Genomic DNA, 24,561 nt, shown 5'->3' with positions numbered 1-24,561 from the left:
GGATGTGGTGAATGAGTCGTGCCATGGGGTTCCCTCCACAGAGCACGGCGGGCGTGGCGGCCCGCTGCGTGCGGCGAGTATAGTCACGCATCCACGATGCAGACTAGAGTTCCACTAGACGGAATGAGGGCGAACGTGCGAACCATGACTCTCTTAGCTCGGCTGGCCGCGGTCGCGGCGCTGAGCTGCGCGCCGCTGGCGGCGCTCGCCGCGCCGGCCACGGCGGAGGCGGGGCCGTGGAAGCCGCCGCTGCAGAGCCGCTGGCAGTACCAGCTCCAGGGCAACGCCAAGTACGCCGCCACCGGCGGCGTCAACGTCGACATCTGCGTGGTCCCCCAGTCGGGCGGCGCCTGCGTGAAGCCCGCGGTGTTCGACATCGACCTCTACGCCGACGGCGATGTGGTGGGGAACAACACCACGCTCAACACGGCGGCGGTCAAGGCCGTCCACGCCCGCGGCGCGAAGGCCGTCTGCTACGTCGACGCCGGCTCGATCGAGGAGTACCGGCCCGACTACCAGCAGTTCGTCGCCTGGCACAAGAGCCACGGCAACTCCCTGCTCGGCAAGCCGTTCAGCGCGGAGTTCCCCAACGAGCGCTGGGCCAACATCAACAACGACCAGGGCCAGCGGGACTTCCTGCTGAAGATGATGGAGGCCCGGGTCGACAAGTGCGCCCAGGCCGGCTTCGACGGGGTCGAGTTCGACGTCGTCAACGCCCACGAGGAGGGGAAGTCGGTCACCGGCTGGACCGTCAGCCCCGCCACCCAGCTCCTCTACAACCGGGCGCTGGCCGACATGGCCCACCGCAAGGGCCTGTCCGCGGCGCTCAAGAACGACCTCAGCCAGGCGGCCGAGCTGGTGACCAGCTTCGACTACGCCGTCAACGAGGAGTGCTTCCAGTACGACGAGTGCGGCGACCTGAGCGTCTTCGTCAAGGCGGGCAAGCCGGTGTTCCAGGTCGAGTACGAGACGGCGCCGGCGACCTTCTGTCCCAAGGCGGCCAAGCTCGGCATCAACGCGATCAAGAAGGCCGTGGACTACTCGCTGAAGGACACGCCGTACAAGCCGTGCAAGTAAGGGGGCGGCGGGGCCGCCCCCTGCCCGTCACGGGCCGAGGAGGGCCTTGACGGGGGTGTCGCGGCCGTTCATCAGGGCCGTGAACAGCTCCGCGCCGTCGGCGAGCGGGCACGTGCGCACCCAGCTCACGTCCCACTCGCCGACGGTCCGCACGGCCGTGGCGAAGTCCTCGTCCGTGTAGGCGAACGAGCCGAGCACCCGCTGCTCGCCGCGTACCAGGGCGGCCGCGTCGAAGCCGGCCGGCGCCCCGGCCAGCGACCAGGCGTGGACGGCGTTGGCCGCCGGCTCCACGATCCCGGCCGCCGTCCAGCCGAGGCCCTGCGGCAGCTCGACCAGCGCGCTCTCGGGCACGGCCACCCGTTCGGCGAACCCGCCGGGCCGGTGGACGCCGATGATCTGCCGCCGCCGGCACACGTTGCGCCGGCCGAGCCGGCACACGTCGCACGAGCCGCACGACAGGATGGGGTTGACCACCACGGATCGTCCGTCGGAGGTGAGCCCGGCGAACTCGTGCCCCATGACCAGGGGCGGCACCCGGAACCCGGGCGTCCTGACGCCGTGCAGCTCGCTGCCGCAGATGCCGGAGGCGGCCACGTGGACCAGCACCTCGTCCGGCCCGACGGCGGGCTCGGGCACGTCCTGCACCTCGACCGCGGACGGCCCGGTGAACACCAGCGCCCTCATCGCCCACCCCCCGCCCTGACCGGCCCCGCCGGGGCGCCCGGCGAGGTCCCTGTTCGTGCCGCGGCCGCGACGCCGCCTTCTCCGACTCGTAAGGTGCCGTGCCTCATGGACGCTCCCACTTTCCTTGATACGGAATGCCGTTCCGATCCATTGACGGCACGCCGATAGGCGCTGTCATCGCCACTCAGTCAATTAGTTCCGTGTAGCGGAATGCTAGTGCGGAAGACGGAACGCATGCTATTTTCTGATGACCTGCGAGAGGGGCGAACCACGCATTTACCCGAGATCGACACTCCTGCGCAGGTCACCACAGGTCCGCGCGTCGTGGCGCGGCGCGGTGCGTTGAGGAAGGACGAGGTCATGCGGGGACTGGCCGGCAAGCGGGTGCTGATCAGCGGGGGCAGCAGCGGCATCGGGGCCGCCGCCGCCCGCAGGTTCCTGGAGGAGGGCTCGCGAGTGGTGCTCACCGGGCTCGACGGCGACGAGGTCGGGCGCACCGTCGCCGAGCTCGCGCCGCTCGGCGAGGTGAGCGGACTGACCGGCGACGTCAGCTCGGAGGACGACGTCGCACGGCTGGTGACCGGCGCGATCGAGACGCTGGGCGGCGTGGACGTGCTCGTCAACAACGCCGGCACCGCCTGGCGCGAGCCGTTCCTGGAGATCACCCCCGATCATTGGGACCGGATCATCTCGGTGAACCTGCGCGGCATGTTCCTGATGGCCCAGGCCGTGGCCCGCCACCTGGTGGAACGGGGGACGGGCGGCGTGATACTCAACATGTCCTCGACCAACGGCCTCGGCGGCGAGGCCGACTACGCCCACTACAACGCCTCCAAGGGCGGCGTGCTGCTGCTGACCAAGACCATGGCCGTCGAGCTCGGCGGCCACGGCATCCGGGTCAACGCCCTGTGCCCCGGCTACATCCGGACCCCGCTGAACGCCTCGATCTCGTCGGCGCTCGCCGACGACTTCGTCTCCTCCTACGAGCGTGAGCACATCCCGCTGGGGCGCGCCGGGCTCGCCGAGGAGGTCGCCGCCGCGTACGCCTTCCTCGCCTCCGACGACGCCGCCTTCATCCACGGAACCGAGCTGGTGATCGACGGCGGACAGCTAGCGATCATGTGAGTCACCGGGACGCGGCACCTTCATGGCGATGATCAGGCCGTGCCCGGAGTCGTCGGTGCGCAGATGGGACAGTTCGACGGTGAGCGGCGTCGGCCGCCCATGGTCGTTGACCGCGTCGAACGCGACCCTCCTGGCCCCGGCCAGCGTGTCGCGTACGAGCGGGACGATCATCTCCACCGGCAGCCCCGTGCCCAGCGAGGCCAGCGGACGGCCCACCGCCTCCCTGGCCCGCACCCCCCACAGTTCCTCGGCCCCCGCCCCCCAGATGAGCACCCGCATGTCGGCGTCGAGCACCATCACGGCGTCGCCCAGCCCGTGGACCAGCGAGGCGGTGAACCGGCCGGCCTCCTCCAGCTCGGCCGTGCGGGCGACCAGCGCGTCGTTGGCGCGGCGCAGCTCGGCGGCGCGGGCGATGAGCGCGTCGTTGGCGTGGCGCAGGTCGGCGTTGGCCGACCTCAGCTCCTCGTTCGCGCTCTCCAGCTCCGCGTTGGCCGACCGGAGCCGCTGGACGGTCGTGGACCAGCGGCCGGGCGGCGGCAGGTTCTCCTGCCGGTCGGGCGTGATGGGCGTCGCGTCCCGCTGCGGGCGGAGCCGGCGGCTGCCGTGGTGCTGCTCGGCGCGGGGGTCGCGGGCCCGGCGGAAGCACGCCAGGTGCCGGCTGACCGGCCGGGGCGGCCCGGTCTGCTCGTAGATCTCGACGCCGGTCCCGGCCAGGGCGTCGGGCATCGTGCTGAACAGGGGGATCGCGGTGCCGCCGTGCTCGGTCATGAGCGCGACGAGACGGCACAACGCGGGCTGGGCCTCGGCCACGGCCAAGTGGCCACCCTTCTCCTGCATGGCCCGGTGGGTGATCGCGAGTTGTTCGAGGCCGTTGAGGTCGCAGAACCAGAGGTCTCCCGCCGCCACGATCACGTGTTTCACCCGCGAGCGCGGCAGCGGGTCGAGGAAGGCGGCCAGGATGGGGCTGGTCGTCGAGTCGAGCTCGCCCGCCAGGGCGACCACCAGGGTGGAGTCGCCCACGGGCACGAGCCGTACTGAGAGCTGCATCATCGGATTCGCTCCTTCCCTGAACTCTGCGTGATCGGAGATCGACGCGCCGCAGGGTCCGGCTGCATGCCCCATATTCCTCCTCCTGCGGGAAAAGAGCCAGGCGCTCACCGTGCGTGAGCGGGGATCCAGGAGGCTCCTTGGGTGAGGGGGTTGGGCAGCGACGTCCAGCTGTCGCCGGGCGGGGAGCCCGCGAGCTGGGCGAGCAGGTGGGCCTTCACCGGGATCCGCTCGCCGAACAGGGCCCGGCGGTCGGCGCGCACGTCGGCGGTGTCGGGGAGCGCGTCGAAGGCCCGCCGCGCGGCCCCCGCCACGACGGCCCACAGACGTGACTCGGCGCCACGGTCACCCTCTCCCAGTGAGGCGACGAGGCTGCCGAACGTGGTGCCCACGAGCGAGCCGAAAAGCTTGGCGTGCAGGACGCCGGGGTCGTCGCTGAGCAGCCGGGCGGCGACCGGCGGCGTCCCGAACCCGTTGCGGGCCAGCCGGGCCGGGCTGATCCTGACGTCGGCCAGGTCGCGGTAGACCAGCTCGACCGGGAAGCCCCGCCGGTCGAGCACGGCCAGCAGGTTCTGGCCGTGGGCCTCCAGCGCGACCCCGAGTGCCAGCAGGCCGAGCGCCGCCGCCGTCGCCACGCCGGCGAAGGCGGCCAGCCACTCGCCGGCCTCCTCGCCGCGTGGCGCGTCCCAGTGGGCGCCGGAGGTGAGGGCGGCCACGGGCAGCACGCTGTGGCCGGGCACGCGGGGCGTCGGATCGCGCAGCATGACGGACAGGTCGGCGGTGTGCTCGCCGTTCACCGTCCCCGCGGCCCCGGACAGGTAGCGGGCGATGCGCGGGCGTCCGCCGAGCCGTGCCGACAGGGCGGTGAGCAGGTCCGACAGGGGGACGCAGTCGCGTACCGAGGCGGGCGAGATGTCCCTGACGCCGGAGGTCATGCGGGTGGTGAACGCCGTCTTCAGGTGCGGGCCGCCGTCGAGGGGGGCCAGGGTCCGTACGGACATCAGCGGATGGCACGGCAGCGCCCCCGTCGCGTACGGGCGCACCCCCAGCCCGGCCAGCACGTGCCGGGTCTGCCAGGGGTGGACGGGCAGCAGCAGCCGGTCGCCGTCCACGAGCGAGCCCGGCCACGGCCCGGTGACCAGGCATTCGGCGGCGGGCACCGCCACCAGGTCGAGCGCGACGACGGGCCGGTGCTCCGGCATGTACGCCAGTTGCTCGGCCACCGACACCCCCGGCCGGTTGCGGCAGCCCGGATGGTAGGGATGGCCGTCGACGACGCTCTGCTCGTACCGTTCGGGACCCGGCCCGCGGACGGGGAAGGCCGCACCCGCGCGGGACAGCGCCAGGGAGGCGACGCTGTTGTCCAGGTCGCCGACCAGCCCGTCCGCGCCCGGCAGGCCGAGGGCGGCCAGCAGCTCGGCCGGATCCGTGTACGGGACGCCGTCCAGCAGCAGCACCGGCACGTCGGCCAGGTCGTACGGCAGCCGGGCCGGCCCGGTCAGGTCGCGCCCGTCGGAGAGCCGTACGCGCAGGCCGCCCGCCGCGGCGACCGGCTCGGCGAGGCCGGGCAGCGGCTCGCAGAGCAGGCCCCGCCACAGCCGGCCCATGACGGCGGCCCGCGCGCCGGGCAGGGCGGCGGCGTAGCCGGGCGAGAGCTGCGGGCGCACGGCGGCCAGCTCCGTCGCGAACCGCCCCGTCGAATGCCGCATGAACCCCCCCGTATCCAGGAACATGCCCAGGTGACAACCCTGTGGACACTGATCGGTACAAAAGGGTAGGACAGGTCGCCATGGCATATATCGACGGCCTCCTCCCACCGGCCGGGCCGGCACCAGAGGCGCATGACCGCCAGGCGGCGGACGAAGCCGAGACCCTCGCGGTGACGGCCCTCCTCAACTGCCTGCTCCGCGAGGTGGCCGAGCCCACGACCGGCGGTTCGTGGGTGCTGCCCGCGACCGGGCACGTGCTGCACGTCCGCCCCGGACGCTACCCCGCCGCCCCCGCCCTGGGCACCCCGGACGGCCCGCGCCCGCTGTCGCTGGCCGGCCTGGTCGCCCTGACCGAGGACGAGCTGCGGACGGGCACCGGCCACGCCAACCCGACCCTGGCCGGAGAGATCATGGACAGCAGGGACGTCATGGCCACGCTGCTGTCGGCCCGGCGCACCGCCACCTCGCCCGCCGACCCGTATCTGCGCTCGGAGCAGGCGCTGGTCGCCGGTCACCGCTACCACCCGGCGCCCAAGGCGCGCGGCGGATCGGGGCCGGACTCGTGGCTGGCCTACTCGCCCGAGGTGCACGCGAGCTTCGCGCTGCCGCTGCTCGGGGTGCCCGTCGAGGCGCTGGTCGAGCAGGGCGACGCGAGCGCGCTCGACCGGCTCGGCCCGGCCGCCCCCGACGGCCTGGCGCTGCTGCCCGCCCATCCCTGGCAGGTGGAGCTGCTGGGCGGCCTGAAGGAGCTGCGCCACCTCGGCCTCACGCCCGCGCGGGCGGTGCCGACCGCCTCGATCCGCACGGTGTACCTGCCGGAGGCGGACCTGTTCTGCAAGTTCAGCCTGGACGTGCGGATCACCAACGACATCCGCCGCCTGTGGCTGCACGACCTGCGCTGGCTGGGCCTGATCGACGACCTGCTGCGCGGGGCGTTCGACGACCTGCCGGAGCACCGGCCGCGGCCCGCCGTCCTCAGCGACCGCGGTTACCGCAGCGTGGAGCTGGGGCTGGACGGCGGCGAGGCACTGGCGGTGATCGTCCGCGACGGGCTGGGCGGGCACCTGCGACCGGGGCTGACGGCGCTGCTGACCGCGGGGGTCAGCGAGGGCTTCCCGGGCAACCCGCTGGACGGCCTCGACGCCGGCGACGCGCTCGTGTGGTGGCGGCGTTACCTCGACCACGTGGTGCCGCCGGTCCTGCACGCCTACTTCCGCCACGGCGTGGTGCTCGAATGCCACCTGCAGAACGTCGTCATCGGCGTGGACGGGCGCGGCCTGCCCGGCCAGGCGATCTTCCGCGACCACGAGGGGGTCAAGCTGACCGCGGACCGCCACAGCCTGCCCGGGGCCCGCACGCCCGTCGTGAGCGCCGCCTACGGCTGGGAACGGCTGCTGTACTGCCTGGTCGTCAACAACCTCTGCGAGATCGCCGGAGCCGTGGCCGATCGGCACCCGGAGTTGCGGGCCGAGTTGTGGGCCGAGTTGTGGACCGAGGCGAGGTCGGTGTTCGACGGCTGCGCCGAGGACCACGGCCGGCCGGAGGAGCTGCGCGAGCTGCTCACCGGCGCGTCCGTGCCGGCCAAGGCCAACCTGCTGCTGCGCTGGCTGGAGGCGGACGGCGCGGACATGCGGTGCGTGCCGATGCCCAGCCCTTTGCGACTCTTTACGCCATAAGCTATCCTCGCCGAGGACAACAGTTTACGGCGTATCGAATTCGGGAGGCCCCCATGACCGCAGCGACGCTGCACGACGGAAGCACCATCGAGGTCGAGGTTCACGGCTCGGGCCCGGACCTGCTCCTGGCCGTCAACCCCACGCCGATCGAGGGCCCGCAGGCCGAGGAGATGCGGAAGTGGGGGGCCGACCCCGCGCTCGGCCGCTCGCTCATCGACGGCCTCTCCGACGGCTTCCGCGTCGTGGCCTTCGACTATGAGGGCCACGTGCTGGCGAACCCGAAGCCGGACACGCTCACGCCCGACAACGTGGCGGCCGACTTCCTGTCGGTGGCCGACGCGGTGGGGGCCGACCGGTTCGCCTACTACGGCTACTCGTGGCTGGCGCTGAGCGGGCTCCAGCTCGCCCTGCGCACCGACCGGCTCTCGGCGTTGGCCATGGGCGGGTATCCGGCGCTCGGCGGCCCGTACGCCGAGATGCTGCGGGTCACCGAGGCCACCTACGACATGGCCGTCGCGCCGAAGACCGCCACGCCCCCGTCCACCGGGACGGGCGAGCCGGGGGACTGGTCGTCGACCGAGGTGACCCTCGGCGAGGGGCAGGCCCGGCAGTTCGCCACCCTGTACCGGGCGCTGCGCGGGTTCGACGACGGCCAGGTGCGCCTGTCCTGCCCCCGCCTGTGCTTCGCCGGCTCGGCCGACGAGATCGTCTACGACGAGCGGTGGGGCGGCACCCACGTCAGCATCGGGGGTCCGGTGGCGCGGAACCGGGCCGCCATGGAGGCGCTGGGCTGGGACGTCGAGGTGCTCGACGGCCTCGACCACACCGGGGCCATGCAGGCGGCGAACGTGCTGCCGATCCTGCGTCCCTGGCTGGAGAAGGTGCTGTTTCTCCCCGCCTGAGCTGGGCAGTTGCCCGGCGGGTCCTCGAACGGGGGGAACGGGGGGAACATGGCGAAGGGGAGCGGCCACGACGGCGTTCAGCCGGTCGATGAGCCCATCGGGAAGCTGGAACTCGTGCACGCCTTCGAGTCGGGACCGATGCCGACCGGCGTCACGGTCTCGCGGGCCGGCCGGATATTCGTGAACTTCCCCAAATGGGGTGACGACGTTCCGGCGACCGTGGTCGAGCTGCGGGACGGCAAGCCCGTCCCGTACCCCGACCGGGAGTGGAACACCGAGGCCGACGAGCCGTCGAAGTGGCTGGTCTCGGTGCAGAGCGTGGTCGTCGATCCCATGGACCGGCTGTGGATCCTCGACACCGGCAGCCCGATGTTCCGGCCCACCAAGAAGGGCGGTCCGAAGCTCGTCTGCGTGGACCTGGAGACCGACACCGTGGTCAAGGTCATCCTGTTCGACCGCAGTGTCGCCCTGGAGACCTCCTACCTCAACGACGTGCGGTTCGACCTGCGCAAAGGGGTCGCCTACCTCACCGATTCCGCCGACAAGGGGCCCAACGGGATCATCGTGGTGGACCTGGCCAGCGGGCAGGCGTGGCGCCGGCTGCACGACGACCCGAGCACCAAGGCGGGGCGCCCGCCGGACTTCCTGCCGGTCGTGGAGGGCCGGCCGTTCCTGGAACGGCCGCAGGACGGGCCGCCGTCGCCGGTCCTGATGGGCTCGGACGGCATCGCGCTCCCGGCCGGCGGCGAGCGGCTCTGGTACTGCCCCCTGCTCTCCCGCCGCTGGTACAGCGTGTCCACGGACGCCCTGGTGGACCGCACGCTGGACGACGCCGAAGTGGCCGCCACCGTCAGGGACGAGGGCGACAAGGGCGGCTCGGCCGACGGCCTGGAGGCCGACGACGCCGGACGCATCTACCTGACCGACTGGGAGCACAACGCGGTGCTGTGCCGGATGCCCGATGGCACGATCGACACGCTGGTCCACGACGCCCGCCTGCTCTGGCCCGACACGTTGTCCGTGGCCGACGGCCACCTGTACGTGACCGCCAACCAGTTGCACCGCCAGGCCAGGTTCCAGGGCGGGCTGGACCGGCGGCGGTACCCGTACGCGCTGTTCCGGGTGCCGATCGACGCCGGGCCGGTGCGGCTGGTCTAGGCGGCTGGTCCGGCTAGCGGCGCGGGCGGGACCGGGCCGAGGAGCCCACGACGGCGCCGTACAGGAGGTGGTCGGCCAGCAGCGCCACGCGTTCCGAGGCGGTGTGGCGGCTGCGCGGCAGGCCGAGCGCCGGGGCGATGCCGGCCTCGAACGCGGCCCAGGCGAGCACACCGTAGAGCGGGCCGCTCCAGCGCCGTTCGCGCACCGCGCGGGGCAGGAGGCCGAACCCGGCGCCGCCGGCCGCGCCGTACAGCCAGTGGACCGCCTCCACCAGGGCCGGGCGGCGTTCCACCGGGATGTCGCGGAAGAGCTGCGGCGCGGTCTTCTGCAGGACCGACTCCGGCGGCGTGCGGTCCACCATCCCGAGCGAGACGGTGAGCTGACGCAGGCCCGACATGGCCATCGAGCCGACGGCGCCGCGGGCCATGGCGCGCAGGATCGGGTGGCCGCGCTCCTCCTTCTCCTCCGGTTGAGCCTCTTCGGACAGCTCCGGGCGCGTGGGCAGGGTCTGGGTCATGGTTTGCCGCCTTCGTCGACGCGGTATGCCCGCTACGTAGAGGTACTGATCGGATACCGAACGACGCCATCGCTAAACCTCTGCAATGGCCACTTGGGGGGCTTAAGGCCGATGAATGCCGCTAAATACGACAGGTTTCCTGACGGCATGACCGTCCGGGAGGGTTCATGTCGCTGAACGCACGCATCGGCAGGATCGAGAGCCTGCTCGAACGGGCCGAACCGCCCGCCGTCGAGCTGGCCCAGGCCCTGCTCGACCTCTACGGCGAGGGCCTCACACGGATCATGGCCGCGGCCGACGACGAACTGGCCGCCCGGCTGGCCGCCGACGACGTGGTCGCGCACCTCCTGCTGCTGCACGACCTCCACCCGATCGACGTGCGGACCCGGGTCGAGGACGCGCTGCGCGGCACCGGCGCCGAGGTGGTCGCCGTCGAGGGCGACCTCGTACGCCTGCGCCTCGGCGACGACGGCGAGGGCGGGGGCGGCTCGGCGGACGCGGTGCGCCGGGCCGTGCGCGACGCGGCGCCGGAGGTCGAGCAGGTCGAGATCGTCCGGTCCGAGCCCGGCGTGGGGGCCGGCAGATGGACCATGTGAGACGCGTCGCCAGGGCCGTCCTCTACGGCGGCCACCTGCTGTGGCCCAGCCGCCGCTCCGCCGCCGACCGGCGGCGCTGGACGTTCGGCGGCGTGCACCCCGAGTCCTACGGCCGGGCGCACGAGGGCAACCCGTGGCTGACCCAGACCCAGTGCCTGCTGGAGGCCGGCGGCGACGACGTCGTGGACGTGCACGTGCGCTTCCTGCACCTGGTCACCTGCGAGGTGGCCGTGCAGCGCGAGGGCGAGCTGGTCCGCGTGCCCGAGCTGACCGTCGGCGGCGTCCGCCACCGGCCCAGGGAGGAGGCCAAGGAGCGCGAGGTGGCCGAGACCGGGCTGCGCCTGGCCGACCTGCTGGGCTGCCCGGCCGGCATGGAGATCCACGTGCCGCCGGGCCAGCGGGCCGAATGGCTCGACGGCGAGGGCGTGCTGCTGCGCGGCTGGGAGGCGCTGAGCGGCCGGGCCGAGGTGTTCGCCGAACGGCTGCGCGAGGGCCTGTTCCGGATCACCGTCCGGGTGGCGAACACCAGCCCGTGGCAGGGCGACTCGCGGGCGGAGGCCATGAAGCACACCTTGATCTCCGCGCACACGGTGGTGAGCTCGCCGGGCGGCCGGTTCGTCTCGCTGATGGAGCCGCCCGACGCCCTGCGGACGCTCGCCGCGGGCTGCCACAACATCGGCACCTGGCCGGTGCTGGTGGGCGAGGAGGGCGACCGGCACACGATGTTGTCCGCGCCGGTCATCCTCTACGACCATCCCAAGGTCGCGCCGGAGGGCGGCACGTTCGACGCCACGGAGATCGACCAGCTCCTCGACCACTGCGCCGCGCTCACCCCGGAAGAGCTCATGCGCCTGCACGGCACCATGCGGGAGACGTGACATGGATACTCGGTCCCACCCCGAACGGCTCGGCCCGGCCGAGGCGATCGTCGACGGCGTGCGGCTGGCCCCGGGCAGCCGGGTGCGCCTGCGCCCCAAGAGCCGCGCCGACATCCTCGACCTCGCGCTCAACGGCCGCCTGGCGGTGGTCGAGAGCGTCGAGCGGGACGACGACGGCGGCTTCCACGTCGGCGTCACCCTCGCCGGCGACCCGCTGCGCGACCTGGGCGAGTCCAGGCTGCCGTGCCACCGGTTCTTCTACTCGGCGGAGGAGCTCGAACCCGTCGGAGGCGGCTGCCGTCCGCGCGTCCTGGTGGCCGGGATCGGGAACGTCTTCCTCGGCGACGACGGCTTCGGCGTCGAGGTCGTGCGCCGCCTGGCCGACGACGACCTGCCCGCCGACGTGATCGACTTCGGCAGCCGCGGCCTCGACCTGGCCTACGCGCTCCAGCGCGACTACGAGGCCGCGATCCTCGTGGACGCCGCGCCGCGCGGCGAGCAGCCGGGCACGCTCACCCTGCTCGAACCCGACCTGCACGACCTGCCCTGCCCGGGCGGCGCCGGGGCCGAGAACCACGGCCTCGACCCGGTCAAGGTGCTGCGCATGGCGCGGGAGCTCGGCCGGGTGCCCGAGCGGGTGCTCGTGCTGTGCTGCGAGCCGGCCCGGCTGGTCACCGACGACGTGCTGGTGGAGCTGAGCGAGCCGGTGCGCGGGGCGGTCGAGGAGGCCCTGCGGATGGTGCGTTCGCTGGTCATGGACGTGCTGGCGGAAAGGGCCTGACCGTGTCCGGTTCGCCGGGCGCCGAGCGCATGCGGCCGATGACGGCGGTCGTCGAGCGGTCGGGCAGGTAGTCGAGCACCCGCACCTCGCCGCCGAGCGAGCGCACCAGCGGCGCCTCGGCCAGCATCTCCGGGGTGTAGTCGCCGCCCTTGACGTAGATCTCCGGCCTGATCAGCCTGATCAGCCGCTCCGGGGTGTCCTCGTCGAACTCGGTCACGTAGTCCACGTCGTTCAGGGCGGCCAGCACCGACATGCGGTCCTCGCAGGGGTTGACCGGGCGGCCCGGGCCCTTCAGCCGGGTCACGCTGAGGTCGCTGTTGACCGCGACCACGAGCACGTCCCCGAGCTGCCCGGCCTGTTCCAGGTAGCTGACGTGCCCCCGGTGCAGCACGTCGAAGCAGCCGTTGGTGAACACGATCCGCTCGCCCCTGCGCCGGTGCTCGTCCAGGAGCTGGGCCAGGCGCTCGGGGGCCTGCACGGTGCCCTCCTGGCGGCGCAGGGCGCGCAGCAGCTCGTAGCGGGTGCAGACGGCCGTGCCGGGGCGGCGGACGACCACTCCGGCGGCGGCCTGGCCCGCCTCTGCGGCCTCCTCCGGCGTCGCGCCGGCGGCCAGCCAGAGCGAGAAGGCCGCGGTGTAGGTGTCGCCCGCGCCGGTCGCCATGTGCGGCGGCGCGGGCTGGGCGTAGGTCCGGTACGGCGGGCGGCCGGCCCTGTGCAGCAGCGTGCCCTCGCCGTCCAGGGTGGTCACCGCGATCCGGGCCCGGGTGGCGGCCAGGATCCGCTCCGAACGCGCCATCAGGTACGCCGGCCGGTCGGCGGCCTCGGTTGCAACGGTCGTGTCGGCTGCCTCGCCGAGCAGGTGCACCACCTCGGCGTAGTTGGGCAGCACCGCCGCCGGGCCGCACTCGCCCCAGGGCGCGATCGCGTGCGCGTCCACCACGAGCAGCGGCAGCCCGGCCAGCGACCGCCGCACGGCCGGGGTGAACACGCCGCCGCCGTAGTCGCAGGCCACGACGACGTCCGCGCCCGTCACGGCGTCCGAGAGGCGGGCCAGCAGGTCCCGTTCGGTCTCGGGCGGGACGACGTCACGGTCCTCCTCGTCGTAGCGGGCGACGAGCTGGCCGCCGGCCACCAGGCGCCGCTTGTGCGCGGTACGCCGTCCCGGCACCGGCAGCAGGTCCGTCTCCACCCCGAGCAGCCGCAATGCCTGGACGAGCTGGTCGCCGCAGGGGTCGTCGCCCACGACGCCGACGAGCCGGACGCGGGCGCCGAGCGCCACCAGGTTGGCCGCCGTGTTGGCGGCCCCGCCCGGCGCGTCCTCGACCGCCTCCAGGTTCAGCACGGGCACCGGCGCCTCCTGGGCCAGCCGCTTGGCCGACCCGTGCAGCCACGAGTCGAGCATGACGTCGCCGACGACGACCGCGCTGACCGTCTCTTCCCTCAGGGTGCCCATAGAGGGCGAATACCTGCGAAAGCCCAGCTCAAACGCATATCGGTTCAAATAGGTTCGTCCCATAACCGAAGTTATGGGCCATCCCTGCCGGGTAGCCCGGCCAAGGACCAGCCGGCCATGGGAGAGCTGGGCTGCGGGCTGCCGACCACCGTTGTGGACAGGAGCGCGGAATGCTACGACTACATGCCGGAGACCCGATGACGGCCCGGCCAGGCCTGGTGGGGGACGTGCGGAGCGTCGCCGTCCTGCGGGCCAACGCCATCGGCGACTACCTGGTCGCGCTGCCGGCCATCGACGCGATCAAGCGGGCCTACCCCGAGGCCAGGCTCACCCTGCTCGGCACGCCGTGGCACGCCGAGTTCCTGTCCGGGCGGCCGGGCCCGGTGGACGACGTGGTGGCGCTGCCGCCGATCTCGGGGGTCTCGACGCCGGAGCACGGTTACCCGGTGCCCGACGAGACCCGCGCCGAGCTGCGGGAGCGGTCGTTCGACCTGGCGGTGCAGATCCACGGCGGCGGGCGCTTCACCAACCCGTTCCTGCGGTCGCTCGGGGCGCGGGTGACCGCCGGGCTGCGCTCCCCGGACGCCGAGGAACTGGACCGGTGGGTGCCCTACACGTACTTCCAGCACGAGACGCTGCGCTTCCTCCAGGTGGCCGAGCTGGTCGGCGGGCTCGCCGAGCGGCTCGAAGCGCAGGTACCCGTCACCGGCCGCGACCGGGCGGAGCTGGCCGAGTCGTTCGGCGAGCCGCCGTCCCGGCTGATCGCGCTGCATCCGGGGGCGACGGACCCGCGGCGGCGCTGGCCCGCCGAACGCTTCGCCGAGGTGGCCGACCGGCTCGGCCGGCCCGTCGCGGTGACCGGGAACTCGGCCGAGAAGGACCTGGTGGAGGCGACGATCGCGGCCATGCGCGGGCGCGGGTATCCGGTGATCCCCGTCGTCGGCACGCTGACCCTCGGCGGCCTGGCCGCCCTGTACGAGCGCTGCGACCTGGTGATCGCCAACGACACCGGCCCGCGCCACCTGGCCGCGGCCGTCGGCACCCCCACGGTCGCCGTCTACTGGTGCGGCAACCTCATCAACGCGGGGCCGCTCACCAGGACCGCGCACCGGCCGCTGGTCTCCTGGACCACCCGGTGCCCGTCCTGCGGCGCGAGCGGCGTGGACGTGGAGGCCGAACGCTGCGAGCACGACGGGACGTGGGTCGCGGACGTCTCGGTGGACGACGTGACCGAGCAAGCCGAAGACCTACTGAAGGGGTAAGGAAATGGCTGATCACGCTGTGCTGGACGAGCTCCAGGAGGCCCTGGACGAGGCGTTCCAGGGGCGGGACCGGGTGGCGGTCCGCGAGGTGTACGCGCGGGTCTCCGCGCACGTGCGCATCCCCGCCGACATGCTGGCCCATCTCAACGAGCTGCCGGAGGGCAGCTACTCCAGGGAGGAGATGGCCGAGGCGATCAACGACGTCATCAGGCGGCGGGGCGAGCAGGACAGCCTCGGCCTGCTGAGCATCCCGCGGCAGCGGCCGGTGGAGGAGAGCGCCGCCGCCGAGCGGGCCGTCGCGGACGACACGCCGCTCGAATCCCTCAACCCGAACCTGGACCGGCCGGACGACGGCCAGGCCCCGGAGTTCCGTGAGCCGGGTGCGTAGACGCCGAACAAATTAGACCGCTCGTTCTTGAATGTGGTAGCTTCACCGCGTGGCACGGAGCAAGGAGTTCGATCCCGAGGTCGCGCTCGACCGGGCGCTCGACCTGTTCTGGGAGCGCGGTTACGAGGCGACCTCGATGGCCGACCTGGTGGAGCGGCTGGGGCTGGCGCGGGCCAGCATCTACGGCACCTTCGGCGGCAAGCGGGAGCTCTACGTCAAGGCGCTGGAGCGCTACCTGGCCCGGCGCAACGTGGTCGAGCCGCTGGCCCAGCCGGGGCCCGCGGTGCCGGCCGTACGCGCCTTCCTCGACGCGTACGTGGCCGAGATCCTCGCCGACGAGCTGCGGCGCGGCTGCATGGTCGTCAACACGGCCGTGGAGTTCGCCTCGCGGGACGCCGAGCTGTCGCGCCGGGTGACGGCGAGCTGGGCCGAGCTGGAGACGGCGCTGGCCGCCGCGCTGGTCCGCGCCCGCGCCCAGGGGGAGATCCCGGAGTCGAAGGACCCTTACGCGCTGGCCAGGTTCCTGCTCGTGCTGCTGCAGGGGCTGCGCGTGCTCGGGCGCGCCGATCCTGACCCGCGCCGCCTGCGCGACGCGGTCGAGCAGGCCATGGTGGCCGTCCAAATTTAAGACCGATCGTTCTAGGAGTTCTTGGTGTTTGAAGGAAAAGTCGTGGTGGTCACCGGGGCCACCGGGGTCGTGGGACGGGCCGCCGCGCTGGCGTACGCCAGGAAGGGCGCGTCCGTTCTGGCCGCCGGGCGGGACACCGGACGGCTCGGCGAGGTGGTCAAGGAGATCGAGGCCGAGGGCGGGCGGGCCGCCGGCTTCACCGTGGACGTGACCGACTCGGCCTCCGTCGCCGCCATGGTGGAGGCCGCCGTCACCCGCTACGGGGGGCTCGACATGGCGCTCAACGCCGCGGGCGTCTTCGGCATGCTGGCCCCGGTGGCCGACTACGACGAGGACACCTGGGACACCGTGCTCGCGGTGAACCTCAAGGGCGTGTTCCTGTCGATGAAGCACGAGATCGCGTACATGCGCGAACATGGCGGCGGGACGATCGTCAACGTGGCCAGCAACCTGGGCGCCCACTGGCGCCTGCCCGGGGCCGCCGCCTACGCCGCCTCGAAGGCCGGGGTGAGCCACCTGACCCGCACCGCCGCCCGCGACCACATCGCCGACGGCGTCCGCGTCAACGCCGTCAGCCCCGGCCCGATCGACTCGCCCATGTCCATGCGGCCCGGCGAGACGCCCGCCGAGCGCGACGAGCGCATGCGCGACGCCCTGCCGATCGGCCGCGTCGCCACCCCGGAGGAGATCGCCGCGGCCGCGCTGTGGTTGTCCTCGCCGGAGTCCAGCTTCGTCGTCGGGCAGGACCACGTGATCGACGGCGGCGCCACGGCCTGACTCAGCCGGCCGCCCGCGGCGTACGGGTCTCCTTCATGGCCAGCACCGCCACCAGGCTGATCAGCCCGACCCCGGCCATGTACGCCGACACCGACAACGACGTGCCGGTCGCCTCGTGCAGCGCCGTCGCGACCAGCGGGGCGAACCCGCCGCCGAGCAGCGCGCCGACCGCGTACGAGAAGGAGACCCCGCTGTAGCGGTAGCGGGCCTCGAACATCTCGGCGAACAACGCCGACTGGGGCCCGTACGTCGCGGCGAGCCCCACGTTGAGCACCACCACGGCGACCACCATCAGCGCGGCGACCTTGGTGTCCACCAGCAGGAAGAACGGCACGGCCCAGACCACGAGGAGCACCGAGCCGGCCAGGTAGACCGGCTTGCGGCCGATCCGGTCGGACCAGATCGCCGAGGCCACGATCCCGGCCAGCCAGGTCAGGCTGCCGATGATCACCACGACCAGCATGACGTTCCTGCCGACCTTCAGCACCTGGGTGCCGTAGGACAGGAGGTAGGCGAGGAACACGTAGCCGATCGCGGTGTTGGCGATGAAGCTGGCCGAGGCGATCAGCAGCGCCCGCGGCCGCTCGCGGAAGACGTCGAGGACGGGCCGCCTGCTGCGGGCCTGCTCGGCGGCCAGCGCCCGGAACACCGGCGTCTCGGCCACCCGCAGCCTGATGAACAGCCCGACCCCGACCAGCACGATGCTGAACAGGAACGGCAGCCGCCAGCCCCAGCTCGTGAACTGCGCCTCCGACAGCCTGGCCGTCACCGCGACGTACACCAGTTGCGCCAGGATCAGTCCGGCGGGCACGCCCACCTGGGAGTACAGCCCGTAGCGGCCCCGTCGGCCGGGCGGGGCGTGCTCGACGGCGAGCAGAGCCGCGCCGCCCCACTCACCGCCGGCGCTGAGCCCCTGGAGCAACCGCAGGGCCAGGAGCAGGATCGGGGCCAGCACCCCGATCTGGTCATAGGTGGGCAGCAGCCCGACGCCGACCGTGGCCGCGCCCATCAGCAGCAGGGACGCGATCAGCATCGCCTTGCGCCCGAGCCGGTCGCCGAAGTGGCCCCACACCAGGCCGCCCACGGGCCGGGCCAGGAACCCGACGCCGAGCGTGGCGAACGCGGCCAGCGTGCCCGAGGCGGGCGAGAGCGGTGAGAAGAACTGGGAGCCGAAGACCAGCGCGGCGGCCGTGGAGTAGATGAAGTAGTCGTACCACTCGATCGTGGTGCCGACCGCGCTCGCCATGGCGACGCGACGGAGTTGGGCGGGGTCCGGCTCTGCTGCCTCGTGGGTCATGGCGCCTCCCTCGACGCCAGAGTAGATCTTCCTCCGCCCGCTTCCCAGCGCCCCGGGGCAGGCGTCCCTAGAACGCCACCCCGCACCGCAGGATCACGTTCGAGTACGGCGTGGCCTCCCCGGTACGGACGGCCAGCCGCACCCCCGCCGACAGCAGCTTCAGCTCCTCGTGCGGCACGTACGCCAGCCCCGGCAGCCGGGCCGAGAGCAGCTCGGCGCAGCCCGGGTTGCCCGCGCGCACCTCCTCGGCCGCCGTGGCCCCCTCGACGACGAGCTCGGCCAGCAGCCCGTCGAGCACGTCGGCGAAGGCCGGGATGCCCGGCAGGAACGCCAGGTCGACGACCCGGACGCCGGGCGGCACGGGCATCCCGCTGTCACAGACCAGCACCTGGTCGGTGTGGCCGAGCCGGGCCATGGCCCCCGCCAGCTCGGCGTTCAGTATCCCCGCGCGCTTCACTGGAAGTCCGCGACGTTCTCCTTGGTCGCCACCTTGACGGGCACGGCCACCGTCTTCTCGATGGTCTCGCCCTTGGCGGCCTTGACCGCGGCCTGCACCGCCTGCTGGCCGAGCAGCGACGGCTGCTGGGCGACGCTGGCGGCCAGCGTGCCCGCCTGCACGGCCTTCAGGCCGTCGGGGGTGCCGTCGAAGCCGACGACCTTGACCTGCTGGCCCGCCTTGGCGCCCAGGGCCTTGATCGCGCCGAGCGCCATCTCGTCGTTCTCGGCGAAGACGCCGGTGATGCCGGGGTTCGACTGGAGCATGTTGGTCATGACGTCCAGGCCCTTGGTGCGGTCGAAGTCGGCCGGCTGCTTGGCGACGACCTTGATGTTCGGGTACGCGGCGATGCCGTCGGCGAAGCCCTGGCCCCGGTCGCGCGAGGCGGACGTGCCCGCCGTGCCCTGCAGCACGACCACGCTGCCCTTCTCGCCGAGCTGCTTGGCCAGCTCCTGGGCGGCCAGCTTGCCGCCGGCCACGTTGTCGGAGGCCACCGTCTGGGCCACCTCGGCGCCGTTGACGCCGCGGTCGGCCGCGATCACCGGGATCTTGACCCGGTCCGCCGCCTTGACCGCCGGGGCCGCCGCGTCGGAGTCGACCGGGTTGACGATGATCGCCTTCATGTTCTGGCTGGTGAAGTTCTGGACCTGGTTCACCTGCTGGGAGGCGTCGTTCTGGGCGTCGGTGACGGTCAGCGTGACGCCCTCCTTCTTGGCCTCCGCCTCCGCGCCGCTGCGCAGCTGCACGAAGTAGGGGTTGTTCAGGGTCGACACCGACATGCCGATCTTGATGTCCCCGCCCCCCGAGGACGTGCCTCCGGAGCCGCCGTCGCCGGAGGAGCCGCAGGCGGCCAGGCCGAGCGTGAGCGCGGCGCCGGCCATGACAATCGCGGGAATCCGCATGATCTTTACTTCCTTTTCCTAGTTCGTTCCCCTGCGCCGCAGGGTGTCGACGAGGACCGCGAGCGCGATCACCACGCCGATCACGACCTGCTGCCAGAACGCCGAGACGGACAGCAGGTTCAACCCGTTGCGCAGCACGGCGAGGATGAGCGCGCCGACGAAGGTGCCGAGCGCCCTGCCCTTGCCGCCGGACAGGCTCGCGCCGCCGATGACGACGGCCGCGATCGCGTCCAGTTCGTAGCCCGCCGCGGCCTGCGGCTGGGCCGAGGCCAGGCGGCTGGCCAGGACGATCCCGGCCACCGCCGCGAAGACGCCGGACAGCGCGTACGTGATGAGCTTCTGCCGGTTGACCTTGATGCCGGACAGCCGGGCGGCCTCCTCGTTGCCGCCGATGGCGTACATGGCCCGGCCCGGGTACGTGCGGTTGAGCACCACGGCCGCGATCACGCCCATGACCAGCATCACCAGCACCGGGATCGGCAGGTAGTCGCCGAGGGTGTCGCCCAGATGCGAGACCGAGTCGGGCATCGCGATCGGGCTGCCCTGCGAGATGACCAGGGCCAGGCCGCGGGCGATGCCGAGCATGGCCAGCGTGGCGATGAACGGCGGCAGCTTCCCGTACGCGATCAGGGCCGCGTTGACCAGGCCGCACACGACGCCGACGGCCAGCGAGACCACCACGGCGACCGGCCACGGCAGCCCGGCGCTGGTGGCCGTCCAGGCCAGCACGATCGCCGACAGCGCGGCGACCGAGCCGACGGACAGGTCGATGCCGCCGGTGACGATCACGAACGTGGCGCCGAAGGCCAGGATCGCGGTGACGGCCGCCTGGACGCCGACGTTGAGCAGGTTCGTCACGCTGAGGAAGTCGGACGACAACAACGACAGCGCCACGACCAGCACGACGAGCGCGGCGAGCGCGCCGTTCTCGGCGAACCAGGCCGCGGCGGGCGACCGGCGGCCGGTGAGCTTGTTCGGAACGGTGCTACTTGGCACGGGGACCCTCCACATCCGTGACCGCGAGGGCCATGACGTCGTCTTGCGTGGTCCCGGTCGCGGGCAGCTCGCCGACGAGCCTGCCGCGGGCCATGACCAGAATGCGGTCGCTCATGCCGAGCACCTCCGGCAGATCGCTGGAGATCATGAGCACGGCGTGCCCGGAGGCGGTGAGCGCGTTGATGAGCTGGTAGATCTCGACCTTGGCCCCGACGTCGATGCCGCGGGTCGGCTCGTCGAGGATGAGCACGCCCGCGTCGGCGACCAGCCACTTGCCGATGACGACCTTCTGCTGGTTGCCGCCGGACAGCGTGCGGACCTCCTGGTCCAGGCCGGTCATCCGGATGCCGAGCTGCTCGGCCACCTTCCCGGCGGCCTTGCGCTGGCCGGCGCGGTCGACGAAGCCGGCGCGGGTGGCGGCGCGCATGGTGACCAGGCCCAGGTTCTCGGCCACGTCCGCGCCGAGCACCAGGCCCTGGCCCTTGCGGTCCTCGGGGACGAGCCCGAGCCCGGCCTCCATGGCGGCGTGCACGTCGCCGGGGGCCAGGCGCCTGCCGCGCACGACCACCTCGCCGGCGTCGTAGCGGTCGGCGCCGAAGACGGCCCGCGCGACCTCGGTGCGGCCGGCGCCCACCAGCCCGGCGACCCCGACCACCTCACCCGCGCGCACCTCGAACGACACGTCGTCGAAGACGCCCCTGCGGCCGAGGCCGGAGACCTTGAGCAGGGCCTCGCCGCGTTCGGCGGCCTGGCGCGGGAACTGCTGGTCGATCGGGCGGCCCACCATGAGCCTGACCAGCTCGTCCTGCGGGGTGTCGGCCGGGATCTCGGTGACCGACCTGCCGTCGCGCAGCACGGTCACCCGGTCGCCGATCTCGGCGATCTCCTCCAGGTGGTGGGTGATGAACACGATCGACACGCCCTCGTCGCGGAGCTGGCGGACGATCGTGAACAGCTTGGCGACCTCGCCGGAGGTGAGCACGGCGGTGGGCTCGTCCATGATGAGCACGCGGGCGTCGAGCGCGAGCGCCTTGGCGATCTCCACCATCTGCATGCGGGCGATGCCGAGCCGGGAGATCGGGGTCGCCGGGTCGACGTCCACGCCGACGCGGTCGAGCAGCGCCTTGGCCTGCCGTTCCATGCGCTTCTTGTCCACCAGCCCGAAGCGGCGCGGCGGGCGGCCGAGCGCCAGGTTCTCCGCGACGGTGAGCTGGGGGACCAGGTTGAACTCCTGGTAGATGGTGGCGATGCCGAGCCGCTGGGCGTCGCCCGCCGACCGGATGTCCACCGGCTGCCCGTCGACGGTGACGCGCCCGCCGTCCGGCCGGTACGCGCCCGACAGGATCTTGATCAGCGTGCTCTTGCCCGCGCCGTTCTCGCCGAGCAGGACGTGCACCTCGCCGGCGCGCAGGCTGAGATCGACGCCGTCGAGTGCCACGACACCGGGGAAGACCTTGCGCAGGCCCTCGGCCTTGAGTATCTCCGCGCTCACTCCATGATCCCTTTCCGCTCACAAGATCGGCGAATCACCAGGTGAGCAGGCAGGACGTGCGAGTCGGCCGCCTGCCCGCTCTGGATCCGGCCGATCACGAGCCGCACGGCCAGGCGCCCCATCTCGGCGGTCGGCTGGGCGATGGCGGTGATCGGCGGGGCGGTGTGCTTGAACCAGGTCACGTCGTCGAAGGAGGCGACGGCGACGTCGGCGGGGATGCGCAGGCTCCTGGCCTGGATCTCCTCCAGCCCGCCCAGCGTCATCAGGTTGTCACCGAAGAAGATGGCCTCGGGCGGCTCGGGCAGGTCGAGCAGCTCGGCGGTGATGCGCCGGCCGCTGCCCTCGCGGAAGTCGCCGGGGCGCACGTACTCGGGGCGCACCTCCAGGCCCTCGGCGGCCATCGCGGTGGCGAAGGCGTCCGTGCGCTCGCGTCCGGTGGACAGGGTGGCCGGGCCGGAGGCCAGGGCGATCCGGCGGTGGCCCTGCTCGCGCAGGTGGCGGACCAGCTCGGCGATGGCGGCGGCGCCGTCGGAGCGCACGGAGGGCACGTCGAGCCCGGCGATCGTGCGGTCGAGGAAGACCACCGGCCGGCCGGCCTCGGCGAGCTGCTGCACCAGCGGCGTGACCTCGGCGGTCGGGCAGATCAGCAGCCCGTCCACGCGCTGCTCCAGCAGCGTGCGCACGTAGTGGTCCTGCTGGTCGGCGCGTTCGTCGGCGTTGCCCATGACGACCGTGAAGCCCTCGCGCCTGGCCTCGTCCTCGACGCTTCTGGCCAGCTCGGTGAAGAACGGGTTCAGGACGTCGCCGATGATCAGGCCGATCGTCCTGGTCGCGGTCGTGCGCAGGGAGCGGGCGACGGCGTTGGGCACGTAGTTGAGCGCGTTCATCGCGTCGTAAACTCGGCGCCGGGTCTCCTCGTTGACCGAGGGGTTGTCGTTGAGCACGCGGGAGACCGTGGCGACGGAGACACCGGCCTGCGCGGCGACATCCTTGATCCTTGCCATCGTTCCTCCGTGTAATCGATTACACGGCAGCTTATGAAATCGATTACATGATTGGCAAAGTGAAATGGCTCACACCCCCGGGGGAGAGGGTGTGAGCCGGCTTCGCGGGTTCGGGGGGTCAGACCTTGCTGATCCGGACCGCGTCGGCGATGACGAGACCCGTGCCGGCGGTCCACCGGCTGATGCCGACGACGTTGTAGGTGCCGGCGTTCAGTGAGAAGGTGCCGATGCTGCGCCACCCTCCGCCGCCGGAACGCTGGTCGACGTAGACGGTCTGGTTACCGCCCGAGGCCGCCACGATGTACGGCGCCGAGCTGTTGTAACCGGGATCGGACGGATACCAGACCTCCACCTTGTACGTGCCCGCGCTGGGGATCGCGGCCTGGTACCAGGCCGGGTCGCTGGAGGCGACCGGGTCGGCGAAGCGGTAGTCGGCGCCGTAACGCTGGGCGGAGTAGGCGGAGGTGCCCCAGTTGGCGCTGGCGGTGAACTTGCCGGAGGTGGCGTTGTCCACCGTGGTGGACCACGAGGGCGTGCCGCCGCCGGTCACGTAGTTCATGTACGTGGTCCAGTTCCAGTACGACCCCGGGTCGGTGTGGTCGGCGCCGGGAACCTCGTTGTGCCCGATGATGTGGGCGCGGTCCTTCGGGATGCCGTACTTGTCGCAGATGGCCTTGGTCAGGGCCGCCGACGCGCGGTACATGGCGTCGGTGAACCACGAGGCCTCGCTGACGTAGCCCTCGTGCTCGATGCCGATCGACCTGGTGTTGTACGTCCAGTTGCCGGCGTGCCAGGCGACGTCCTTCTCGCGCACCATCTGGGTGATGGCGCCGTTGGAGGACTTGACGACGTAGTGCGCCGAGACCTGCGCGGCGGAGTTCTGGAACCAGGAGATCGTCCCGGCGTACGAGCCCTGCGTCACGTGGATGACCACGCGGTCGATGGCGTAGCTCGACGGCCGGCTGGAGGCGGTGTAGTTGCTGGAGCTGGCCGCGACCCAGGCGGCCGGGCCATAGTCGGTGCTGAGCACGCCTACGTCGGAGCGGGCGTTCAGGTCGCGGGCGTTGGCGTACTCGCCGCGGTCGGCGGTGACCTCCTGGGGCTTGACGGTCACGCCCCTGGCCTTGATGCCCAGGCCGAGCTGCTCGTAGACCGCGTCGGCGTACAGGCGGGCGGTCTCCGGCGAGGAGGCGTTGCCGTACTTGGCGACGGCCTGGTACCAGCGGCCGGCGTCCTTGCGGGCGGCGTCGTCCAGGCCGAGCTCGTCGGCGTAGGAGCGGAGGACGGCGGCGCCGCCGAGGATGTTGGACTCGTTGTCGGAGCGCAGCTTCTCGACCGGCAGGCTGGTGAGCTCGGCGGCCTTCTCCAGCGCGTGCGCCGTGGGGTTGCTGACCAGGTGCATCAGGCCGTAGCCGCCGCTGGCGCTGGGCTTGCCCTGGTGGTCGTCGAGGTGGGTCTCGGCGTAGGCGAGCGCGACCAGCAGGTCGCGGGGGACGTCGCTGGCCGAGGCGGCCTTGGCGAACGCCGCCGGCAGCGCGGGTTCCCGGGCGGCCTGGGCGGCGGGCTGGCCTGCGGTGATCAGGGCGACGGTCAGGGCGGAGGTGGCGAGGGCAGCTAATCGCGTGCGGGCGAGAATCATGGGGATGCTCCTCGTTGGGGGGTGACGGGTGGAACGCGGGCGCGTGTCCGCGGCCCGCGTTTGGCCGCCGAATGCGG

At 72.5% G+C, this 24,561-nt stretch carries 24 protein-coding genes; 12 read left to right on the top strand and 12 right to left on the bottom strand.

What is annotated here, in order from left to right; all coding sequences use genetic code 11:
• Positions 1-144: 144 nt before the first annotated feature.
• A complete protein-coding gene (locus ACWCSU_RS16950) occupies positions 145-1,077 on the top strand; it encodes an endo alpha-1,4 polygalactosaminidase (RefSeq protein ID WP_449935878.1) in 933 nt (310 codons plus the stop codon).
• A gap of 27 nt (positions 1,078-1,104) precedes the next feature.
• On the opposite strand, the gene ACWCSU_RS16945 is transcribed toward ACWCSU_RS16950, so the two are convergent.
• Positions 1,105-1,761 carry an alcohol dehydrogenase catalytic domain-containing protein gene (locus ACWCSU_RS16945; RefSeq protein ID WP_449935876.1) on the bottom strand — a complete coding sequence of 219 codons (657 nt, stop codon included), beginning with the start codon at positions 1,759-1,761 and terminating at the stop codon, positions 1,105-1,107.
• A gap of 360 nt (positions 1,762-2,121) precedes the next feature.
• Here ACWCSU_RS16945 and ACWCSU_RS16940 point away from each other — a divergent pair, with 360 nt between their 5' ends.
• Entirely contained in the window at positions 2,122-2,886 is a 765-nt protein-coding gene (locus tag ACWCSU_RS16940) for an SDR family NAD(P)-dependent oxidoreductase (protein ID WP_449935873.1), read from the top strand.
• Here the strand turns inward: ACWCSU_RS16940 and ACWCSU_RS16935 are convergent.
• Together ACWCSU_RS16935 and ACWCSU_RS16930 are read right to left on the bottom strand one after the other, a co-directional pair.
• Positions 2,872-3,936: an STAS domain-containing protein gene (locus ACWCSU_RS16935; protein WP_449935871.1), complete on the bottom strand. Its 1,065-nt coding sequence runs from the start codon at positions 3,934-3,936 to the stop codon at positions 2,872-2,874. The two genes, ACWCSU_RS16940 and ACWCSU_RS16935, sit on opposite strands and share 15 nt — an antisense overlap.
• Before the next feature lie 104 nt (positions 3,937-4,040).
• Complete coding sequence (locus tag ACWCSU_RS16930; protein WP_449935868.1) at positions 4,041-5,642, bottom strand: IucA/IucC family protein; 1,602 nt, start codon at positions 5,640-5,642, stop codon at positions 4,041-4,043.
• An 80-nt stretch (positions 5,643-5,722) separates the two neighbouring features.
• On the opposite strand from ACWCSU_RS16930, the gene ACWCSU_RS16925 reads away from it, so the two are divergent.
• Genes ACWCSU_RS16925 through ACWCSU_RS16915 form a run of 3 tightly spaced genes read left to right on the top strand, consistent with a single transcriptional unit; the run spans position 5,723 to position 9,378 of the window.
• On the top strand, positions 5,723-7,318 hold the full coding sequence (locus tag ACWCSU_RS16925) for an IucA/IucC family protein (protein ID WP_449935867.1): 1,596 nt from the start codon (positions 5,723-5,725) through the stop codon (positions 7,316-7,318).
• A 53-nt stretch (positions 7,319-7,371) separates the two neighbouring features.
• Positions 7,372-8,220 (top strand): alpha/beta fold hydrolase, encoded by an 849-nt coding sequence (locus ACWCSU_RS16920; RefSeq protein WP_449935864.1) that lies wholly within the window; start codon positions 7,372-7,374, stop codon positions 8,218-8,220.
• A 48-nt stretch (positions 8,221-8,268) separates the two neighbouring features.
• Positions 8,269-9,378 carry an L-dopachrome tautomerase-related protein gene (locus ACWCSU_RS16915; protein ID WP_449935862.1) on the top strand — a complete coding sequence of 370 codons (1,110 nt, stop codon included), beginning with the start codon at positions 8,269-8,271 and terminating at the stop codon, positions 9,376-9,378.
• A gap of 13 nt (positions 9,379-9,391) precedes the next feature.
• Here ACWCSU_RS16915 and ACWCSU_RS16910 read toward each other — a convergent pair whose 3' ends face one another.
• Entirely contained in the window at positions 9,392-9,895 is a 504-nt protein-coding gene (locus ACWCSU_RS16910) for a hypothetical protein (protein ID WP_449935860.1), read from the bottom strand.
• A gap of 167 nt (positions 9,896-10,062) precedes the next feature.
• Between ACWCSU_RS16910 and ACWCSU_RS16905 the strand changes: the two genes are divergently transcribed.
• From ACWCSU_RS16905 to ACWCSU_RS16895, 3 genes are read left to right on the top strand one after another with little or no spacing between them, the layout of a single operon-like run.
• Positions 10,063-10,491 carry a hypothetical protein gene (locus ACWCSU_RS16905; RefSeq protein WP_357707071.1) on the top strand — a complete coding sequence of 143 codons (429 nt, stop codon included), beginning with the start codon at positions 10,063-10,065 and terminating at the stop codon, positions 10,489-10,491.
• Positions 10,479-11,369 (top strand): hypothetical protein, encoded by an 891-nt coding sequence (locus ACWCSU_RS16900; protein WP_357707070.1) that lies wholly within the window; start codon positions 10,479-10,481, stop codon positions 11,367-11,369. The genes ACWCSU_RS16905 and ACWCSU_RS16900 overlap by 13 nt, the downstream gene beginning before the upstream one ends.
• A gap of 1 nt (position 11,370) precedes the next feature.
• Positions 11,371-12,150 carry a hydrogenase maturation protease gene (locus tag ACWCSU_RS16895; RefSeq protein ID WP_357707069.1) on the top strand — a complete coding sequence of 260 codons (780 nt, stop codon included), beginning with the start codon at positions 11,371-11,373 and terminating at the stop codon, positions 12,148-12,150.
• On the opposite strand, the gene rfaE2 is transcribed toward ACWCSU_RS16895, so the two are convergent.
• Positions 12,122-13,603, bottom strand: a complete 1,482-nt coding sequence (gene rfaE2, locus ACWCSU_RS16890) for a D-glycero-beta-D-manno-heptose 1-phosphate adenylyltransferase (protein ID WP_449935856.1) — start codon at positions 13,601-13,603, stop codon at positions 12,122-12,124. The genes ACWCSU_RS16895 and rfaE2 overlap by 29 nt on opposite strands.
• A gap of 197 nt (positions 13,604-13,800) precedes the next feature.
• Here rfaE2 and ACWCSU_RS16885 point away from each other — a divergent pair, with 197 nt between their 5' ends.
• The 4 genes from ACWCSU_RS16885 to ACWCSU_RS16870 are packed head-to-tail and all read left to right on the top strand — an operon-like array spanning position 13,801 to position 16,658.
• A complete protein-coding gene (locus ACWCSU_RS16885) occupies positions 13,801-14,865 on the top strand; it encodes a glycosyltransferase family 9 protein (RefSeq protein WP_449935854.1) in 1,065 nt (354 codons plus the stop codon).
• A gap of 4 nt (positions 14,866-14,869) precedes the next feature.
• Positions 14,870-15,253 carry a hypothetical protein gene (locus ACWCSU_RS16880; RefSeq protein WP_357707066.1) on the top strand — a complete coding sequence of 128 codons (384 nt, stop codon included), beginning with the start codon at positions 14,870-14,872 and terminating at the stop codon, positions 15,251-15,253.
• A 49-nt stretch (positions 15,254-15,302) separates the two neighbouring features.
• Positions 15,303-15,881 carry a TetR/AcrR family transcriptional regulator gene (locus ACWCSU_RS16875; RefSeq protein ID WP_357707065.1) on the top strand — a complete coding sequence of 193 codons (579 nt, stop codon included), beginning with the start codon at positions 15,303-15,305 and terminating at the stop codon, positions 15,879-15,881.
• Positions 15,882-15,905: 24 nt separating this feature from the next.
• The gene (locus ACWCSU_RS16870) at positions 15,906-16,658 is read left to right on the top strand and encodes an SDR family NAD(P)-dependent oxidoreductase (protein ID WP_449935852.1); all 753 of its coding nucleotides are present in this window, start codon (positions 15,906-15,908) and stop codon (positions 16,656-16,658) included.
• A 1-nt stretch (position 16,659) separates the two neighbouring features.
• Here the strand turns inward: ACWCSU_RS16870 and ACWCSU_RS16865 are convergent, their stop codons facing one another.
• The 7 genes from ACWCSU_RS16865 to ACWCSU_RS16835 form a co-directional block, all read right to left on the bottom strand.
• On the bottom strand, positions 16,660-17,955 hold the full coding sequence (locus ACWCSU_RS16865) for an MFS transporter (RefSeq protein WP_449935849.1): 1,296 nt from the start codon (positions 17,953-17,955) through the stop codon (positions 16,660-16,662).
• 67 nt (positions 17,956-18,022) lie between these two features.
• Complete coding sequence (gene rbsD / locus ACWCSU_RS16860; protein WP_357707062.1) at positions 18,023-18,412, bottom strand: D-ribose pyranase; 390 nt, start codon at positions 18,410-18,412, stop codon at positions 18,023-18,025.
• Complete coding sequence (locus tag ACWCSU_RS16855; protein ID WP_364099954.1) at positions 18,409-19,353, bottom strand: substrate-binding domain-containing protein; 945 nt, start codon at positions 19,351-19,353, stop codon at positions 18,409-18,411. Before ACWCSU_RS16855 ends, rbsD begins: the two co-directional genes overlap by 4 nt.
• Positions 19,354-19,371: 18 nt before the next feature.
• Positions 19,372-20,349 carry an ABC transporter permease gene (locus ACWCSU_RS16850; protein WP_352358766.1) on the bottom strand — a complete coding sequence of 326 codons (978 nt, stop codon included), beginning with the start codon at positions 20,347-20,349 and terminating at the stop codon, positions 19,372-19,374.
• On the bottom strand, positions 20,339-21,841 hold the full coding sequence (locus ACWCSU_RS16845; RefSeq protein WP_449935845.1) for a sugar ABC transporter ATP-binding protein: 1,503 nt from the start codon (positions 21,839-21,841) through the stop codon (positions 20,339-20,341). Before ACWCSU_RS16845 ends, ACWCSU_RS16850 begins: the two co-directional genes overlap by 11 nt.
• Complete coding sequence (locus tag ACWCSU_RS16840; protein WP_449935844.1) at positions 21,838-22,845, bottom strand: LacI family DNA-binding transcriptional regulator; 1,008 nt, start codon at positions 22,843-22,845, stop codon at positions 21,838-21,840. Before ACWCSU_RS16840 ends, ACWCSU_RS16845 begins: the two co-directional genes overlap by 4 nt.
• A gap of 118 nt (positions 22,846-22,963) precedes the next feature.
• Positions 22,964-24,484 carry a golvesin C-terminal-like domain-containing protein gene (locus ACWCSU_RS16835; RefSeq protein WP_364099963.1) on the bottom strand — a complete coding sequence of 507 codons (1,521 nt, stop codon included), beginning with the start codon at positions 24,482-24,484 and terminating at the stop codon, positions 22,964-22,966.
• Positions 24,485-24,561 lie beyond the last annotated feature (77 nt).

The sequence above is a fragment of the Nonomuraea sp. NPDC001699 genome (genome assembly GCF_053596455.1).
This window is presented reverse-complemented; position numbering and strand designations above follow the sequence as displayed.

Bases quoted from the DNA above. Each gene is read 5' to 3' on its own strand.
- ACWCSU_RS16950 (WP_449935878.1), top strand. From the start codon at position 145: ATGACTCTCTTAGCTCGGCTGGCCGCGGTCGCGGCGCTGAGCTGCGCG.
- ACWCSU_RS16945 (WP_449935876.1), bottom strand. From the start codon at position 1,761: ATGAGGGCGCTGGTGTTCACCGGGCCGTCCGCGGTCGAGGTGCAGGAC.
- ACWCSU_RS16940 (WP_449935873.1), top strand. From the start codon at position 2,122: ATGCGGGGACTGGCCGGCAAGCGGGTGCTGATCAGCGGGGGCAGCAGC.
- ACWCSU_RS16935 (WP_449935871.1), bottom strand. From the start codon at position 3,936: ATGATGCAGCTCTCAGTACGGCTCGTGCCCGTGGGCGACTCCACCCTG.
- ACWCSU_RS16930 (WP_449935868.1), bottom strand. From the start codon at position 5,642: ATGCGGCATTCGACGGGGCGGTTCGCGACGGAGCTGGCCGCCGTGCGC.
- ACWCSU_RS16925 (WP_449935867.1), top strand. From the start codon at position 5,723: ATGGCATATATCGACGGCCTCCTCCCACCGGCCGGGCCGGCACCAGAG.
- ACWCSU_RS16920 (WP_449935864.1), top strand. From the start codon at position 7,372: ATGACCGCAGCGACGCTGCACGACGGAAGCACCATCGAGGTCGAGGTT.
- ACWCSU_RS16915 (WP_449935862.1), top strand. From the start codon at position 8,269: ATGGCGAAGGGGAGCGGCCACGACGGCGTTCAGCCGGTCGATGAGCCC.
- ACWCSU_RS16910 (WP_449935860.1), bottom strand. From the start codon at position 9,895: ATGACCCAGACCCTGCCCACGCGCCCGGAGCTGTCCGAAGAGGCTCAA.
- ACWCSU_RS16905 (WP_357707071.1), top strand. From the start codon at position 10,063: ATGTCGCTGAACGCACGCATCGGCAGGATCGAGAGCCTGCTCGAACGG.
- ACWCSU_RS16900 (WP_357707070.1), top strand. From the start codon at position 10,479: ATGGACCATGTGAGACGCGTCGCCAGGGCCGTCCTCTACGGCGGCCAC.
- ACWCSU_RS16895 (WP_357707069.1), top strand. From the start codon at position 11,371: ATGGATACTCGGTCCCACCCCGAACGGCTCGGCCCGGCCGAGGCGATC.
- rfaE2 (WP_449935856.1), bottom strand. From the start codon at position 13,603: ATGGGCACCCTGAGGGAAGAGACGGTCAGCGCGGTCGTCGTCGGCGAC.
- ACWCSU_RS16885 (WP_449935854.1), top strand. From the start codon at position 13,801: ATGACGGCCCGGCCAGGCCTGGTGGGGGACGTGCGGAGCGTCGCCGTC.
- ACWCSU_RS16880 (WP_357707066.1), top strand. From the start codon at position 14,870: ATGGCTGATCACGCTGTGCTGGACGAGCTCCAGGAGGCCCTGGACGAG.
- ACWCSU_RS16865 (WP_449935849.1), bottom strand. From the start codon at position 17,955: ATGACCCACGAGGCAGCAGAGCCGGACCCCGCCCAACTCCGTCGCGTC.
- ACWCSU_RS16855 (WP_364099954.1), bottom strand. From the start codon at position 19,353: ATGCGGATTCCCGCGATTGTCATGGCCGGCGCCGCGCTCACGCTCGGC.
- ACWCSU_RS16840 (WP_449935844.1), bottom strand. From the start codon at position 22,845: ATGGCAAGGATCAAGGATGTCGCCGCGCAGGCCGGTGTCTCCGTCGCC.
- ACWCSU_RS16835 (WP_364099963.1), bottom strand. From the start codon at position 24,484: ATGATTCTCGCCCGCACGCGATTAGCTGCCCTCGCCACCTCCGCCCTG.